At 42.1% G+C, this 17,290-nt stretch carries 14 protein-coding genes and 1 riboswitch; of the genes, 3 read left to right on the top strand and 11 right to left on the bottom strand.

Going from position 1 to position 17,290, the window contains the following annotated elements; genetic code table 11:
• Positions 1-132: 132 nt before the first annotated feature.
• Positions 133-1,326, top strand: coding sequence for a cystathionine beta-lyase (gene metC, locus ELZ61_RS08130; protein WP_126372811.1), 1,194 nt, complete (start codon positions 133-135; stop codon positions 1,324-1,326).
• Positions 1,327-1,386: 60 nt separating this feature from the next.
• Here the strand turns inward: metC and ELZ61_RS08125 are convergent, their stop codons facing one another.
• The 8 genes from ELZ61_RS08125 to ELZ61_RS08090 all read right to left on the bottom strand — a co-directional run bounded on the left by ELZ61_RS08125 (position 1,387) and on the right by ELZ61_RS08090 (position 9,886).
• Positions 1,387-2,436: an ABC transporter substrate-binding protein gene (locus ELZ61_RS08125; RefSeq protein ID WP_126373648.1), complete on the bottom strand. Its 1,050-nt coding sequence runs from the start codon at positions 2,434-2,436 to the stop codon at positions 1,387-1,389.
• Positions 2,437-2,438: 2 nt separating this feature from the next.
• Entirely contained in the window at positions 2,439-3,554 is a 1,116-nt protein-coding gene (locus ELZ61_RS08120) for a metallophosphoesterase (protein WP_126372809.1), read from the bottom strand.
• An 80-nt stretch (positions 3,555-3,634) separates the two neighbouring features.
• Positions 3,635-4,693 (bottom strand): ABC transporter substrate-binding protein, encoded by a 1,059-nt coding sequence (locus ELZ61_RS08115; RefSeq protein ID WP_126372807.1) that lies wholly within the window; start codon positions 4,691-4,693, stop codon positions 3,635-3,637.
• A gap of 96 nt (positions 4,694-4,789) precedes the next feature.
• Positions 4,790-4,892: riboswitch (TPP riboswitch) on the bottom strand.
• A 221-nt stretch (positions 4,893-5,113) separates the two neighbouring features.
• Positions 5,114-7,720 carry a bifunctional aconitate hydratase 2/2-methylisocitrate dehydratase gene (acnB, locus tag ELZ61_RS08110; RefSeq protein ID WP_126372805.1) on the bottom strand — a complete coding sequence of 869 codons (2,607 nt, stop codon included), beginning with the start codon at positions 7,718-7,720 and terminating at the stop codon, positions 5,114-5,116.
• Between the two features lie 114 nt (positions 7,721-7,834).
• Positions 7,835-8,131: a YciI family protein gene (locus ELZ61_RS08105; RefSeq protein WP_103853029.1), complete on the bottom strand. Its 297-nt coding sequence runs from the start codon at positions 8,129-8,131 to the stop codon at positions 7,835-7,837.
• A 13-nt stretch (positions 8,132-8,144) separates the two neighbouring features.
• A complete protein-coding gene (gene yciA / locus ELZ61_RS08100; protein WP_126372803.1) occupies positions 8,145-8,603 on the bottom strand; it encodes an acyl-CoA thioester hydrolase YciA in 459 nt (152 codons plus the stop codon).
• A gap of 9 nt (positions 8,604-8,612) precedes the next feature.
• Positions 8,613-9,158 (bottom strand): septation protein A, encoded by a 546-nt coding sequence (locus ELZ61_RS08095; protein ID WP_126372801.1) that lies wholly within the window; start codon positions 9,156-9,158, stop codon positions 8,613-8,615.
• On the bottom strand, positions 9,158-9,886 hold the full coding sequence (locus ELZ61_RS08090) for a hypothetical protein (protein ID WP_126372799.1): 729 nt from the start codon (positions 9,884-9,886) through the stop codon (positions 9,158-9,160). Before ELZ61_RS08090 ends, ELZ61_RS08095 begins: the two co-directional genes overlap by 1 nt.
• Positions 9,887-10,241: 355 nt before the next feature.
• Here ELZ61_RS08090 and ELZ61_RS08085 point away from each other — a divergent pair, with 355 nt between their 5' ends.
• The gene (locus ELZ61_RS08085; RefSeq protein ID WP_126372797.1) at positions 10,242-10,889 is read left to right on the top strand and encodes an OmpW/AlkL family protein; all 648 of its coding nucleotides are present in this window, start codon (positions 10,242-10,244) and stop codon (positions 10,887-10,889) included.
• A 118-nt stretch (positions 10,890-11,007) separates the two neighbouring features.
• Positions 11,008-12,699 (top strand): D-lactate dehydrogenase, encoded by a 1,692-nt coding sequence (gene dld / locus ELZ61_RS08080; RefSeq protein ID WP_126372796.1) that lies wholly within the window; start codon positions 11,008-11,010, stop codon positions 12,697-12,699.
• An 85-nt stretch (positions 12,700-12,784) separates the two neighbouring features.
• On the opposite strand, the gene hemH is transcribed toward dld, so the two are convergent.
• From hemH to ydiJ, 3 genes are read right to left on the bottom strand one after another with little or no spacing between them, the layout of a single operon-like run.
• Positions 12,785-13,753, bottom strand: a complete 969-nt coding sequence (hemH, locus tag ELZ61_RS08075; RefSeq protein ID WP_126372794.1) for a ferrochelatase — start codon at positions 13,751-13,753, stop codon at positions 12,785-12,787.
• Entirely contained in the window at positions 13,750-14,169 is a 420-nt protein-coding gene (locus ELZ61_RS08070) for a hotdog fold thioesterase (protein WP_126372791.1), read from the bottom strand. Before ELZ61_RS08070 ends, hemH begins: the two co-directional genes overlap by 4 nt.
• A gap of 9 nt (positions 14,170-14,178) precedes the next feature.
• Positions 14,179-17,274 carry a D-2-hydroxyglutarate dehydrogenase YdiJ gene (gene ydiJ, locus ELZ61_RS08065; protein WP_126373645.1) on the bottom strand — a complete coding sequence of 1,032 codons (3,096 nt, stop codon included), beginning with the start codon at positions 17,272-17,274 and terminating at the stop codon, positions 14,179-14,181.
• Positions 17,275-17,290 lie beyond the last annotated feature (16 nt).

Here is a 17,290-nt window from a genome sequence, read left to right as displayed (position 1 = left end):
TGATAGATATGCTTAAATAACAATAAGCGTAAATCGGCAAATATTCTAAAGAAAAGCACCGCACTTGAATAGCTGTTTTTATCTATTAAATTGATTATTTTTACCTAAATTTAATAAAAGTAAGGAAAATTTATGAAAGCAAATGCCACATCAAACACCACTTTTGTCCACGCGGGACGCAAAAAGAGAATGACGCAAGGTAGCGTCAATCCTGTGATTCAGCGAGCTTCTTCGCTGGTTTTTGATTGCCTTGCAGATAAAAAAGAAGCAGGCAAAAATCTCACCAAAGGCGCATTATATTATGGCCGCCGCGGCACACTCACTCACTTTGCTTTGCAAGATTTAATGTGTGAATTAGAAGGTGGCGCGGGTTGTTATCTTTACCCTTGTGGCGCAGCAGCAGTAACCAATGCGATTCTTTCTTTTGTCGCCACAGGGGATCATATTTTGATGACAGGGGCGGCTTATGAGCCAACTCAAGTATTTTGCAATGTGATTTTGCAAAAAATGGGCGTGAGTACCACTTATTATGATCCGCTTATGGGCGCGGAAATCGCCAATTTAATGCAGCCCAATACCAAAGTAGTGTTTTTAGAATCACCAAGCTCGCTCACAATGGAAGTGCCTGATATTCCTGCAATTGTCAAAGCCGTGCGTGCGGTGAATCCTGACGTGGTGATTATGATTGATAACACTTGGGCAGCAGGTGTGTTGTTCAAGGCGTTGGAACAGGGTATTGATATTTCAATCCAAGCTGGCACGAAATATTTAGTGGGCCATTCCGATGCAATGATTGGTACGGCGGTGTCTAACGCCCGTTGTTGGGATAAATTACGCGAACATTCTTATTTAATGGGGCAAATGGTGGATGCTGACACCGCTTATGTTACCGCACGCGGTATTCGTACCTTAGCGGTTCGCCTTAAACAACATCAAGAAAATAGCTTAAAAGTGGCTCAGTGGCTGGCTCAACAGCCTGAAGTCAAAGCCGTGTATCACCCTGCTTTGCCAAGCTGCCCAGGACACGAAAACTTTAAGCGTGATTTCACGGGTGCAAGTGGATTGTTTTCTTTTGAGTTAAACGAAAAATTAACTCAAGAACAATTAGAACGTTTTATGGATCATTTTGAGCTCTTCTCAATGGCTTATTCTTGGGGCGGATTTGAATCTTTAATTCTGTATAACCAACCTGAAGAAATTGCCAAAATTCGTCCAAATATTGCACGCAAGCTCACTGGCACATTAATTCGTGTGCATATTGGTTTTGAAGAGGTTGAAGATTTAATCGCCGATCTGAAAGCCGGCTTTGAACGCTTGAAAGGCTAAATTTGAAAGGCTAAAAGCACAGACCCCACCTAGAAAGTGGGGTCGTTTTTTGGCTAAAAATTAATTTTCTTTTTTCAGTTTGATTTCTTGCACCCATTTATTCACTAAACGTTTCCCTTCCTCTGCTGAACCGAAACGCTCAAAGTCAATATTAATCGGCTTTAAGGTTTTTGGATCAACGGATTTTGGTGAGGCGGTCGCATCCACATTGGTTGGAATTTGATATACACCCGCTTCACGCCACGGAATTTCTTGTGCTTCTTTGGAGAGCGCCCAATCCACAAATAATTTCGCGTTATCTAAATTTCTTGCACCTTTAATAATGCTTAATCCGCCAAGGGAATAACTATCGCCCTCGCAAGGCAAAATGGCTTCCACTGGTGCACCATTTTCTTTCTCCGTTGCATAACTATGCACAAATCCCACGCTCACGGCGCTTTCGCCGCGCGCTAGGTTGCTGGTAACTTGGTTACTTTTCATATATTGCGACACGTTTGCATCAAGCTGTTTTAAATATTCAAAGGCTTTTTCTTCCCCTAAAAGCTCAATGAGCGTAACAATGGCCGTGTAAGTTGTACCAGAAAGCTGAGGATCTGGCACTTGAATTTGTCCTTTTAAGCGTGGATCGAGCAAATCTTTCCAGCATTTTGGATAGTCTTTAATACCGAGTTCAGCAAATTTTTCCGTATTCACGCCGAAGCCGAGCACAAGCATATACAAAATAGAGGTGAGATCACCTTTTTTATCCAACAAGGCTTTAAATTGTGGCATTGTTTCCGCTTGTTTTGGTGAGCGATAAGGGCTAAGCAAGCCGAGATCTGCCGCCTGATAATGCAATTCAATTGTGCCGCCATACCACACGTCTGCTTGCGGATTATTTTGTTCCGCTTTTAACTTGGATAAGGTCGCCCCTGTGCTGTTGCGCACAAACTGGGTTTGCACATTGTATTTTTTACTAAAGGTTTGAGTGATTTTTTCGCAAGTTGTGCTTTGCACACTGCAATATATCGTTAGCTTACCTTCTGCGTGAACGGCATTAGAAAGTAGAGTAGCCGAGCCTAAACAAAGTGCGGTGTAAATTTTGCTTAAATTTTTATTTAGAAAGTTCATCATCACTCCTTTTCGTTCCCTTTCACATCAATAATAAACACTTCCGATTGCGATCCTAATCGCATTGGAATCCCCCAAAATCCATAGCCTGAGGTTACGAAAAAATGCCCGTTGCCAATTTTCTCATAACCGTAATCTAAACGATATAACACTTTTGTGATTAAATTTGCGGGAAACACTTGCCCTTTATGGGCGTGGCCTGAAACTTGAATATCGATCGGTAAGGTGGAATGCTCCATAATTTCTGTTGGACGATGATCTAACAGAAAAATCGGCAGCTTCCCTTTTGTTTTATCATTAGTTTTATCAAGTGCGGCTAAAATTTGCTTAGTTTTTGGCCGCGCTTTGAATAAATCATCATTGCGTCCAATCAGCACAAAACGGTTATCCACTTCTAGCGCTTGATCCATCAGAACCGTAATGCCCGCCTTGCGGATTTCTTTGGCAATGGCTTGTTGCTGACCAAAGAAATCGTGGTTGCCTAAGGTGGCATAAACCCCAAGGGGCGCACGCAGTTTCGCAAGGTGTGGTTGCATTTTTTCTGCCACATAAGCGCGAATATTATCATCCATAATATCGCCCGGCAGCAAAATAATATCCACCTTTTGTTCATTCATTATTTCAGCCAGTTGATCTAATTGTTTCCCGCCAAATAAACGCCCAAGGTGAAAATCACTCGCCATTCCAATGCGCAGTGGCTTGAAAGGCTTGTCTAGCGTGATTTCATAATGAATCACCTGTGGCGTGTAAGCATTATACACACTCAAACCAATCAAGCTGGCTAAACCAATAGGATAAAGCCAAGCTAAAGTGCGCTGTAATTTTTGCTTAAATTTTTGTTTTCTAAAAATAAAGTAAATCGCCGCACACACCAAACTGACAAAACAGGCAAAGAGCAAAAAGGCTAAAATAAATGCACTGGTGCGGAACATTGGATAAATGCGCGACACAGTGAGCAAAATAATACTGTTTGCGCCGAGATAAGTAATAAGGGTTAAAATTTTACGACAAACAGGACTGGTATTTTGCAAATAAAGCCAAGATAACGTGCGGTTAAAAATATAAATGAAGAATTGTAAAAAAATAATACAAATTGCGAAAATAATTTGGTATCGCATTACGAACAGCTTTCCTAAAATAAAAAATCATAAAGAGCGGTTATTTTTAACCGCACTTTATATTTTGTCAATGGAAAAGCTTAGTTGAGCTTAATTTCTTCAATCCAACGCTTAATCAAGCGCTTACCTTCTTCATCTGAACCAAAGCGTTCAAAATCAAAGTCAATGAGTTTTAAGGTTTTTGGATCAGTGGAATTTGGTGAGGCTTTGGCGTGAATATTGGTTGGAATTTGATACATTTTTTCTTCGCGCCACGCAATTTCTTGCGCTTCTGGCGTTAATGCCCAATCCATAAATAATTTTGCATTTTGTAAATTTCTTGCCCCTTTCAAAATGCTGATACCGCCAAGGGAATAGCTGTCGCCTTCGCAAGGTAAAATGGCTTCCACAGGCGCACCATTTTCTTTCTCGGTTTGATAACCATTAATAAAACCAATGGTTACCGCCGCATCACCACGAGAGAGATTGGATTTCTCTGTACCACTTTTAGCATATTGAGAAATATTTTTATCTAAGGCTTTCAAGTAGCGAAAGGCTTCTTCTTCACCAAATAACTGTACTAGCGTTGCGATAAAAGTGTAGCCCGTGCCAGTATTGCGCGGATCAGGCATTTGAATTTGATCTTTAAATTTTGGATCGGTTAAATCTTTCCAGCATTTTGGATAGTCTTTAATGCCTAATTGTTTGAATTTCTCGGTGTTTACGCCAATGCCTAACACAATAATGTAACCAATGGAGGTAACATCGCCGTGTTTGTCGAGCAGGGCTTTAAATTGTGGCATAGTTTCCGCTTGCAATGGCGAACGATAAGGCTCGAGTAAGCCTAATTGCGCGGCTTGAAAGTGTGGTTCAATTGTGCCGCCGTACCAAATATCCGCTTGTGGCAAGGCTTGCTCCGCTTTGATTTTGGCAAGGGTTGCGCCCGTGCTGTTACGCACAAATTTGGTATCCACGTTATATTTCTTGGCAAAAACTTGCGCCATTTTTTCGCAGACAGAATGTTGCACGCTGCAATAAACCGTTAATCGCCCTTCAGCTTGCGCATTGTGGCTGAATAAAAATAGGCTGCCTGCAGCACAAATAGGCAGAAGCGATTTGGCTAAAAATGATGAGAAAAACGTCTTAAATTGCATTGTCATTTCCTTATTAACGAAAAGTAAAAAGTGATATTGACGAGCAAGGAAGAAATTAGAAAGGTAAAACAGAAAATTCCGCAAAATAAAGGCGTTTGCAAGAATATGATCTAATTAGTTTCCTACGTCAGCATTAACTGAATCAGGTTCACGGGTATTATCTCAGCTCGTTTGGATATTCCATCAAGCACCCCGACTAATTCCCGTTTAGTATAGAAAGGGCAGGCTAGGGCTGTCAATGATAAAAAGGTTAAATGGCATTAATTAATGATGAAAAGATTTAATAAAAATAATGAAAAAAATTACCGCACTTTTCTTTTTATTTAGGAAAGAAAATAACTGCATTTTTATTTTTAATAAACAGAGAAAAAAGAAAAGTGCGGTGAAATTTTTTGAATTTTTCACCGCACTTTGTGATAGACGTTATTAAGCTGGTGCTTGGAAGATTACTTGATCGGCTTTTTGTGTATATTGATTAAGTTGATCAAAATTCATATAGCGATAAGTGTCGTCTTTGTCCTGCTGTAAATCCGCCACATAGGCTTGGTATTCTTCTGGCGTTGGCAGTTTGCCGAGTAGTGCTGCTACGGCGGCGAGTTCTGCGGAAGCCAAATACACGTTTGCGCCTTGTCCTAAGCGGTTCGGGAAGTTACGGGTGGAGGTGGACACCACGGTGGCGTTGTTTGCCACGCGCGCTTGGTTACCCATACAAAGTGAACAGCCTGGGATTTCAATACGCGCACCACTTTTGCCGTAAATGCTGTAATAGCCTTCTTCTGTTAATAGGCTTGCGTCCATTTTGGTTGGCGGTGCGATCCAAAGGCGAGTAGGAATGACGTCTTTGAATTTGGCTAATAATTTCCCTGCAGCACGGAAATGTCCAATGTTGGTCATACAAGAGCCGATAAACACTTCGTCAATTTTATCCCCTTGCACTTCAGAAAGCAGTCGAGCGTCATCAGGATCATTTGGTGCGCATAAAATCGGTTCTTTGATTTCGTTGAGATCGATTTCAATCACCGCGGCATATTCTGCATCAGGATCAGCGCTGAGCAATTCTGGGTTTTCTAACCATTTTTCCATTGCTTTGATACGGCGTTCAAGGGTGCGCGCATCGCCATAGCCCTCAGCAATCATCCATTTGAGCAACACGATATTGGAATTGAGATATTCAATGATCGGTTCTTTATCTAATTTGATGGTACAAGCCGCCGCAGAGCGTTCAGCAGAAGCATCGGAAAGCTCAAAGGCTTGTTCCACTTTCAGGTGTTCTAGCCCTTCAATTTCTAAAATACGACCCGAGAAAATATTTTTCTTGCCTTGTTTTTCTACGGTGAGCAAGCCTTGTTGGATCGCATAATAAGGAATAGCGTGTACCAAATCACGCAAGGTGATCCCTGGTTGCATTTCCCCTTTGAAACGTACTAGCACGCTTTCAGGCATATCCAACGGCATTACGCCAGTGGCAGCAGCGAATGCCACCAAACCTGACCCCGCAGGGAAAGAGATACCAATCGGGAAGCGTGTGTGCGAATCGCCGCCAGTGCCTACGGTATCAGGCAATAACATACGGTTGAGCCAAGAGTGGATTACGCCGTCCCCTGGACGCAGGGATACACCGCCACGGTTCATAATAAAATCTGGCAGGGTGTGATGGGTAACAACGTCCACCGGTTTTGGATAGGCGGCCGTATGACAGAAAGATTGCATCACCAAATCTGATGAAAAACCTAAACAAGCGAGATCTTTTAGCTCATCACGGGTCATTGGGCCGGTGGTATCTTGCGAGCCGACTGAAGTCATTCTTGGTTCGCAATATTGCCCCGGGCGAATGCCCTCTACACCACAAGCGCGGCCGACCATTTTCTGCGCGAGGGTAAAGCCTTTGTGGTTATCCGCCACCGCTTGTGGTTTCGAGAACACATCATTATCGGGTAAGCCAAGGGATTGGCGTGCTTTGTGGGTTAGCCCACGTCCGATAATTAATGGAATACGTCCGCCTGCGCGTACTTCATCTAATAACACATTGGTTTTTAAGCTAAATTCAGCCAAAACTTCATCGCTATCGTGTTTGCAGATTTTGCCTTGGTATGGGTAAATATCAATGACATCGCCCATATTGAGCTTGCTGACATCTACTTCAATTGGCAATGCCCCCGCGTCTTCTAAGGTGTTGAAGAAAATAGGAGCAATTTTTCCGCCTAATACCACGCCGCCTGCACGTTTATTCGGAATGTAAGGAATATCTTCCCCCATAAACCATAGCACCGAGTTAGTGGCGGATTTGCGTGATGAACCTGTGCCGACCACATCGCCCACATAAGCGAGCGGATAGCCTTTTTCTTTTAACGCATTAATTTGTTGAATTGGCCCAATGTTGCCGGTGTCATCAGGCTGAATGCCTTCTCGTTCATTTTTCAGCATTGCTAAGGCGTGCAAAGGAATATCAGGGCGCGACCACGCATCTTGCGCAGGGGAAAGATCGTCCGTGTTGGTTTCGCCCGACACTTTAAATACGGTAACGGTGAGCTTTTCATCTAATTTTGGACGTGATAAATACCAGTCTGCATTCGCCCAAGACTCAAGAATTTGTTGCGCGTAAGGGTTGCCTTGTTTGGCACGTTGTTCTACATCGTAGAAATTATCGAACATTAAAAGGGTGGAAGAAAGGGCGCTGACGGCATAAGGGGCGAGGGCTTCATTATCAAGGGCTTGTAGCAAGGGTTCAATATTATAACCGCCCTGCATTGTTCCCAAAATTTGCACCGCACTTTCTGGGCTAATCAATGGCGAATGGGCCGTGCCATTGACAATCGCAGCAAGGAAGGACGCTTTGACATAAGCCGCCTCGTCCACCCCTGCTGGCACGCGGGTTTTAAAAAGCTCAAGGAGATAATCAGCTTGCTCAGCAGGGGGATTTTTTAATAATTCGATAAGCTGTGCGGTTTGTTCGGCATCTAATGGTTTTGGTACAACACCTTGTGCCGCACGTTCATCAATATGTTTTTGGTAATTTTGTAGAAAGTTTGACATTGTGTTTCCTCTTATTGCTTTTATCGTTAGGGGTAGCACTTTTCTTGTTTTCACTTTCTTGCGTTAAACAAGAAAAGTGCGGTGTTTTTTGAGAGAATTTTTGCGATTTTTTGCTTAGAAAACTTTCTTAAATGGCTTAATAATCACCTCGCCATAAACGCCAGCTTCCACATAAGGATCTTGGCTTGCCCATTGTTGTGCCGCTTCAAGGCTGTCAAATTGGGCGATTACTGTTGAGCCAGTAAATCCAGCTTCACCGGGATTTTCGTCATCAATGGCAGGATTTGGGCCTGCGGTTAAAAGGCGGTTTTCTGCTTGTAATTGTTTTAAACGTGCAAGATGTTGTTCACGCACCGCAAGGCGTTGAGCAAGGGTATTGGGTTTGTCTTGAGCAAAAATAACGTAATACATAGTTTCTCCTTTCTTAGGCTTCATCAATTAACGCAAGGGCTTTTTCTAGCTCAGGGTTATTTTCTCTTGGAACTGCACGCGGTCGACCGTTGCTATCTACCGCAACAAAGCTGAATACGGCTTCGGTTACGCAATAGCGTTCACCAATGGGTTCGCTGGATACTTTTTTCGCCCACACTTCAATTTTAATTTGCAATGAAGTGCGTCCCACTTTCACGCAGCGGCCGTAGCAACATACCACATCGCCCACAGAAATCGGGCGGATAAAGGTCATACTATCCACCGCCACGGTAACCACACGGCCGTGCGCAATTTCTTTGGCTAAAATTGCACCGCCCATATCCATTTGCGACATAATCCAACCACCGAAAATATCGCCGTTGGCATTGGTATCAGAAGGCATCGCAAGGGTGCGTAATAACAATGTGCCTTGTGATTGGCGACCCGTTTTGGTTTCAATAAATGTAGACATAATGTTTTCCTATTGTTCTTTATTCTCTGTTTTTGGAAGATAACGATAAATATAAACGCCTGTTGCGACTGTTGCAATAAGGCTGAGTCCAATAATGCCGAAGGTTTTGAAATCCACCCAAAGATCATCGGAAAAATATTGGCTGATGATGATATTTAGGATCATACAAAACAGAAAAAATCCTGCCCAGCCCAGATTTAATTTATTCCAAACGGTATCAGGCAGTTGAATTTCTTTACCTAATAATTGCTGAATGAGCGGTTTCTTAAAAATTACTTGGCTGATGATTAATGCCAAGGCAAACAAGGCATAAACTACCGTTACTTTCCATTTTAAAAATTCTAATTCGTTGAAATAAGCGGATAAAGCGCCAAAAAAAACTACCGCACTTCCCATAATGAGCTGTTGTTTTTCAATTTTGCCGTATTTCAGTTTCAGCACCACAAGCTGAATGATTGTCGCAATAATCAAGGCGATGGCCGCTTCACGAATACCAACCAGTTTATAAACAGCAAAAAAAACTAACAGTGGTATAAATTCTAAAATTTGTTTCATTATTGTTGATCCTTGCGCATAAATAAGGTGTAAAAGCGATAAGTGAAAAGTAACGAAAACACGCCAACCGCAGCGCTTAAAAATAACATTACCACATCAAAAACAAGGTTATCGCTCAATGAAGAAATACGTCTTACCACAAACGGCAGTACCACATAAATTAACAAACAATAAATAAACAGCGGCGAAGCGCGTTTCACGCCATTTAGCCAGCTATTTTTCAAGGCTTGCATAATGCCCACGGGCTGAATCAGATATTCTGTAGAAGCGAGGCTTAAGCGCACAAAAATAAAAAAGCCGAGCAACATTGCCACCAAAGAGAGGATTGAAGGGGATTGTCCTTGTAAAATGGCAAACAGACTTTCTACCACGCCAATCATCAAGGGAATAAATCCAATCACACTCACTGCCACCACGCCTGCAAAACGTTGTAAAGTTAACACCGCACTTTGGTTTAAGGGATTTTGATTTAACGGATTTTGTTGTTGAGTGCTAATGCGGTGAAAGGTGAGAATCCCCCAAGAAGAAATAAATAAGCTGACTAACTGTTGTGCCACGCCAATCACCAAAAATTCTGCGCTGATATTGCTTGGCAAAGGCAAATTTTGCCCATTTGCTTGGCTGATTTCAGGCATCGGCACAACCGCGGTTAAAAGAAAATAGAAGATTAACGAGCTAATAAAAAAGAAAAAGATAAATTGCTGAGTAATCTTTTTTTGATTACGCATAAAATTCCAACAATCTTGAAAAATTTGAGTAAAATTAATGTTCATTAGTTTGCTTCCAGTTAAAAATCATTGCGGCATTATACAATAACTTGCCAAGCATTGCCCTTTCCTTTGCTGAAACCTTATCTTGTTATGAATAATGGTTTTTGAGTTACAACGCTTAATTTTGTGTTAGATCAAATTTTCTCTATTGTTAAACAAAATGAAAAGTGCGGTAAATAAATTTTTCAATTTTTTTAACAAAAATTTAAAAAATTTGAGCTATATCACAAAAGTAATAACTATTTGGTGGTATATTTCGCAACGTGTGAAATACACAAAGTTTGTAAGGATATTAACTATAGAGGTACTTTTTATGAAAAAAACACTGATTGCACTAGGTTTAGCAAGTCTTTTTGTTGCCACTTCAGCCAATGCACATCAAAGCGGAGATGTATTATTAAGAGCAGGTGGCGTGTTTGTGAGCGCAAATTCTGATTCTCACACTAAAACACCAATAGATGTTAATTTGAAAGTAAGTGATAATGCGCAATTAGGGCTAACCGCGACTTATATGCTTACAGACAATATTGGCGTGGAATTATTGGGTGCAACACCATTTTCACATAAGATTAAAGCAAATGTTCCTGCGGCAGGTTTAAATTTAGGACAAGTTGCTAAACTTAAACAACTTCCACCAAGTTTGTATATGCAATATTATTTCCTAGATAAAGATGCGGGTTCTCGTCCTTATGTCGGGGCGGGTTTAAATTACACCAGATTCTTCAGCGCAAAATCCACTCACGCAGCAGTAACTGATTTACAAGTGAAAAAACATTCTTTTGCTCCAGTCGTGAATGCGGGGATTGATATTAAATTAGCGGATAACCTTTATTTGAACACGGCAATGTGGTACACGCAAATCAAAACCACCGCGAGATTTAATGCCTTAGGGGCCGCACACGAAGTCGATGTAAAACTCAATCCATTCGTATTCTTTATGGGATTGGGGTATAATTTCTAATCTGTAATATCCACTTTTCTAGCCCACGAGTAAGGTGGGCTTTTTCTTTAGTTGAAATTTCTTTTTATCCCTTTTATAGTAAATGTTAAATCATTGTTATTTTTACAAGGGGATCCAAATGTCAGCAACTCAATTAATTACGCAATTAGCGCAAATTGTTACACCTAAATATCTTATTACCGATCCGCTAAAAGCGGAAGAATACACCACAGGCTACCGCTTCGGGCAAGGGAAAGTGCTAGCCGTGGTGCGTCCTGGATCATTATTAGAATATTGGCAAGTGTTAAAAGCTTGTGTTGCAGCCGATGTGATCGTGATCTCACAAGCAGCAAATACAGGGCTTACGGGCGGTTCAACCCCAGCAGGAAATGATTATGAACGTGATATTGTGCTTATCAATACAATGCGAATGACGGGTATTCAACCCATTAATAATGCAGAACAAGTGGTGTGCTTTGCTGGTTCGCGCTTAAACGATTTGGAATCATTGCTGAAAGAATACAAACGTGAGCCGCATTCTGTTATCGGTTCATCTTGTATCGGCGCTTCGGTGATTGGCGGAATTTGTAACAATTCAGGCGGAGCCTTGGTGCAACGCGGGCCAGCTTATACGGAAATGGCATTGTACGCACAGTTAGATGAGAACGGCGAATTGCACCTAATCAACAATCTTGGTATTGATTTAGGCGATAGCCCAGAAGAAATTCTGACTAACTTGCAAGAAGGGCGTTATCAGCGTAAAGACATTCATCTTGATTGCGGTAAAGGACACGATCACGATTATTGTCATCACGTTCGCCAAATTGATGCGGACACACCTGCTCGTTTTAATGCCGATCCGAATCGTCATTATGAAGCGTCAGGCAGCGCAGGAAAATTGGGCGTGTTTGCTGTGCGTTTGGATACGTTCCCGCAAGATAAAGAAAGTGCGGTATTTTATATCGGCACAAATGATACCCAAGTTTTAACCGACATTCGCCGTCATATTTTGGCTGAATTTAGCAGTTTGCCAGTATCGGGTGAATATATTCATCGTGATGCCTTTGATATTGCCGCTGAATATGGAAAAGATACGTTCTGGGTGATTAAACGTTTTGGTACGCACCGTTTACCAAAATTATTTGCGCTCAAAGCCAAAGCCGATCGCTTAATGAAAAAATTCGCTTTTTTACCAAATCATCTTAGCGACAAAGCGTTGCAATTTGTTTCTAAGTTATTACCGCAGCATTTGCCACAAAGTTTAAGAGATTATCGTGATCAATATGAACATCACTTAATCTTAAAAATGGGTGGGGAAGGCGTGAAAGAAGCAAGAGAATATTTACAAAGCCTATTTGCAGATAAATCCAAAGGGGCATATTTTGAATGTAGCCCAGAAGAAACCCAAGCTGCAATGTTGCACCGCTTTGCTGTGGCGTCTGCTGCTATTCGTTATCGTGCCATTCACGAACCTGAAGTGGAAGAAATTGTGGCATTGGATATTGCTTTACGCCGTAACGATCAAGATTGGTTTGAGAAATTGCCTGCCGAGTTAGAAAATAAATTAATTCATAAACTCTACTACGGACATTTTATGTGCTATGTGTTCCACCAAGATTATTTAGTCAAAAAAGGCTACGATTGGGAAGAAATCGAACACGAAATGTTAGCTTTGCTTGATAAACGTGGCGCGCAATACCCAGCGGAACATAACGTAGGACATTTGTATGAAGCGAAACCAGAATTGAAAGCCTTCTACCAAAAATTAGATCCGACCAATAGCTTCAACCCTGGCATTGGTAAAACTTCTAAAAAGAAAAACTGGGCGTAATTATGGTTTGAGTGAAAAACGAAAGTGCGGTCTAATTTTTAGAAAAATTTAGCAAAATGCCTAGACATTCATCTAGGCATTTTTTCTATATTTTCTTCTTAATTAATTCCGCCATCATTTCAATATGGGCGGGTTCTGCGTTAAGAGCGGGGATATATTGGAAAGATTTTCCGCCGTTATGCAGGAAAATTTCGCGGTTTTCTACTTCAATTTCTTCCAACGTTTCTAAACAATCCGCAGAGAAACCAGGGCAGATGAAGGCGACTTTTTCAATGCCTTGGTTTTTTGTGGCATTTTGTAAAAAATGATCTGTATAAGGCTGCAGCCATTCTTCACGGCCGAAACGGGATTGAAAGCAAAGTTGCCATTGGTTTTCTTTTAATCCTAGGCGATCTACCACAGCGATGGTGGTTTGTTTGCAATGCTCGCGATAATAATCCCCTTCTTGTTCATAACGTAATGGAATGCCGTGATAAGAAAAGAGCAGGAATTCATCGGGTTTCATTTTGGCTTTGATGGATTGCACGAGTGCATCAATATATTGTTCATCAAGATGATAAGAATGGATAAACTCAAACGGCGTAAGCCCACGAATGGATTTTAATGATTGGGCAAAGCAATCCAATACTGCTGCCGTTGTGGTGCTGCTGTATTGCGGATAAAGCGGGAGCACAATGATTTTATCCACTTGATTTTTGAGCAAATTTTCCACCGCACTTTGCATTGAAGGATTGCCATAAGTCATTCCAATTTCCACAAGGGCGTTAATGCCTTGCTGATCGAAATAGTGCTGTAATTTCTGCTGTTGCTGTTTCGAAATCACTAATAATGGTGAGCCTTGTTCTGTCCAAACACTGCGGTAGGTTTCTGCCACACGTCTGGAACGGCGAGGCAAAATCACGCATTTTAATAGTGGCCACCATTGCCAGCGGGGAAGATCTACCACGCGTGGATCGGTGAGAAATTGCCATAAATAGCGTGAAAGGGCTTTGGGTTCAGGAGCGTCTGGCGTGCCTAAATTAGCAAGAATTACGCCGATTTTTTGTTTGTTCATTGATTCACCACGCTTAATGTGAGTTTTGCAAAGCAGCATAGTTTATCCGCTTGATCTTTAATGTCAATTTGCCAAAATTGAGTGGTTTTGCCTAAACGAATAGGGGTGGCTCTGGCGGTTACCACGCCCTCGCGCACGGGGCGAAGGTGGCTGGCGTTAATGTCTAATCCAACCACGGCTTGTTTTTCTTCCACGCAACAAAACCCTGCCATTGATGCAACAGTTTCAGCCAATGCCGCAGAAATTCCGCCGTGTAAAAAGCCCATTGGTTGAGTGGTACGATGATCAACAGGCATTGTGGCTTCTAGCCAATCCTCCCCTTGGGCGCTAAATTGAATACCTAAATGGGTCACGGCACAATGGGCGTTAAATTGATTAAGTTGTTCTAAAGTAAAGTGTTTTTTCCAAATTTTCATTGTTTTATTCTAGTTAAGTAAGGTTAAGAGGGCTTGCACTGGGTGCTTTGGTTGCCATTTTTCCAAGCGTTTCACTTGGCTGCGGCAAGAATAGCCTGTGGCAAGGCAATAATCAGGATTTTTGCCTGCCAGTTTTTTCTCCCACGAGCTGGCATAAATGGCTTTCGACATTGCAAGATGTTGTGTTTCGTGGCCGAATGTACCAGCCATTCCACAGCAGCCCACGGTTTCCACTTGTAATGGTTGTCCAAAGGCAGCAAAGATTTCTTGCCATTCTTTAGGACTATTTGGTAGCCCTGTGGATTCAGTACAATGGGGGAATAAATGCCATTGTTGCTCTTCTGGTAAAGTGCGGTGGTTTTTTTGTGAATTTTTTATTCCCTGTGCGAATTGCTCAGAATGGAGTTGATTTTTTAGCCATTGATGGGCGGTAAGCACTTGGAAATCGCCACGTTCCGCACCTAAAATTTCACGATATTCATCACGGTAAGACAGCACAATAGCAGGATCGACCCCCACTAAAGGAATGTCTAACTTCGACATTCGATTTAAAAACGCGGCTTGATTTTTCGCCGTTTTAGCAAAGCGAGTGAGGAAACCTTTGATATGTTGTGCTTTGCCATTAGGTTTGAATGGCAACAAAATTGGTCGATAGCCGAGCTTTTGGGTTAGCGCCACAAAATCCGCTACTACTTTGGCATCATAATAAGACGTGAAAGGATCTTGTACGATAAGCAGCATATTTTGCTTTTCGGTTTCGCTTAAGTTTTCTAGCTGTTCTAAACGCAAACCTTGATAGTTAAGGGCGACTAATTGCTGTTGCAAATTTGGTTGGCTTAATAAAGGTAAATCCACCATGCCTAAGGCTTTTTGTGCCAGTGGTTGGGTAATTTTTGCGGCGGTAAAAAAGTTAAAAAATTTCGGTGCTTTTGCTATATAAGGCGCAACCAGTTCCACATTTGACACCACATAATCTTTGATTGGGCGAGCATAACGCTGATGATAAAAATGCAAGAACTTGGCACGGAAACTTGGCACATCAATTTTTATTGGGCATTGGCTTGCACAGGCTTTGCACGAAAGGCAGGTATCCATCGCCGCTTTCACTTCGTGAGAAAAATCATATTCGCCACGCGCTTTTTGCAGGCTATGGCGAATTTTAGCCACAAAATCGCTGAGTTTTATTTGGCTTTTACGAAAATCTAACTGATCGGCAGAAATATTTTGATTAGCCAGTAAACGCAGCCATTCACGCACCATCGCAGCACGTCCTTTTGGTGAAAACAAGCGATTTTTACTCACTTTCATTGAAGGACACATTGTGCTGTTTACATCAAAATTAAAGCATAAACCATTGCCGTTGCAGTTCATTGCGCCAGAAAATTCTGCTTTCATTTGAATTGGAATTTGGCGATCTTGATCCGCGCGCATTGGTGATAGGATAGAGTAAAGCGCTTGTTCGCTGTCAAGTGCGGTGCAAATTTTGCCCGGATTTAGGCGATTTTGCGGATCGAACAGAGTTTTGATGTAACGCAGTTCTTGCCATAATTCAGGCGTGAAAAAGGTTTCGCCATATTGCGAGCGCATCCCTTTGCCGTGTTCGCCCCAAATCAGTCCGCCGTACTTGTGCGTTAGATCGGCCACTTGATCGGAAATTTCTTTAAACAGTTTCACTTGTTCTTTGTCGCATAAATCAAGGGCGGGGCGAACGTGTAGCACGCCCGCATCAACGTGGCCAAACATTCCGTATTCTAAGTGATGGGCATCAAGCAGCGCACGAAATTCACTGATGTAATCGGCAAGATGTTCAGGTGGCACGCAGGTGTCTTCCACAAAAGGAATGGGCTTAGCCGCACCTTTCGCATTCCCTAGTAAGCCCACGGCTTTTTTACGCATCGCATAAATACGCTCAATGGAAGGCAAATCACTGCAAACTTGATAGCCGATAATATCATCTTGATTCTGCGCAATTTTCTCATCAAGCTGCGCGCAAAGTTGTGCCACTTGTTTTTCAATCAGGGCTTTGCTGTTGCCGGCATATTCCACAATATTCAAGCCAAGAATGGGGTTTTCTTGATCTTCAGTAAGTAGATCGCTTACGGAGTGCCAAATGATGTCTTGTTTGGCGAGATTTAGCACTTTGCTATCCACCGTTTCCACTGAAAGGGCATTGGCTTTGAGCATAAAAGGTGCGTTACGCAACGCGGCATCAAAAGAGCGGTATTTTATATTAATTAATGTGCGATATTGTGGGATTGGCGTGAGATCTAAAGTCGCTTCACAAATAAACGCAAGCGAGCCTTCTGAGCCTGTTAAAATGCGTGAAAGGTTAAATTCTGATTCATCATTATTAAATACATTTTTGAGATCGTAACCCGTTAAAAAGCGATTAAGCTGTGGCAAATCACGCAAGATTTCAGGGCGTTTTTGTTGGCAACGCTGGAAAATTTCTTGATGTAAATGACGGCTGCGCTGAGAAAGCGGTTGTTGCTGTAATGATTGCTCGAAATCTGTGGCTTTCAGCGCGTGGGTATTAATCACTTCACCATCGATTAAGACGGCACGCAAACCTAAAACGTGATCGGACGTTTTGCCATAACGCAATGAGCCTTGCCCTGAGGCATCGGTGTTGATCATTCCACCTAGGGTCGCGCGGTTGCTGGTGGATAATTCGGGCGAGAAAAACAACCCATAAGGTTTCAAAAATTGGTTCAGTTGATCTTTTACTACGCCTGCTTGCACTTTTACCCAACGCTCTTGCACATTGAGTTCAAGAATTTTCGTCATATAACGCGAAAGATCCACAATAATATTATTATTTAAGGCTTGTCCATTGGTGCCTGTACCGCCACCGCGTGGGGTAAAGGTGAGCGAAAGGTATTTTTCTTTTTGAGCTAATTTAGTGAGGCGCACCACATCTGCCGTATTCTTAGGGAATAAAATGGCTTGTGGCAGTTGCTGATAAACACTGTTATCCGTTGCAAGACTTAAGCGATCCGCATAGCTTGAAGCAATATCGCCCGCAAAATGTTGGCGTTTAAGTTCTGCTAAATAATCAGAAACTAAAGGTGAAAGCTGTGGGATATCAGATAGACGTGGTAGCATTTTATTACTCATATAA

The organism is Avibacterium volantium, from assembly GCF_900635775.1.
In the GTDB taxonomy this organism is placed as follows: domain Bacteria; phylum Pseudomonadota; class Gammaproteobacteria; order Enterobacterales; family Pasteurellaceae; genus Avibacterium; species Avibacterium volantium.
The sequence above is the reverse complement of the archived record's forward strand: the minus strand, read 5'-3'. Positions and strand labels throughout refer to the sequence as shown.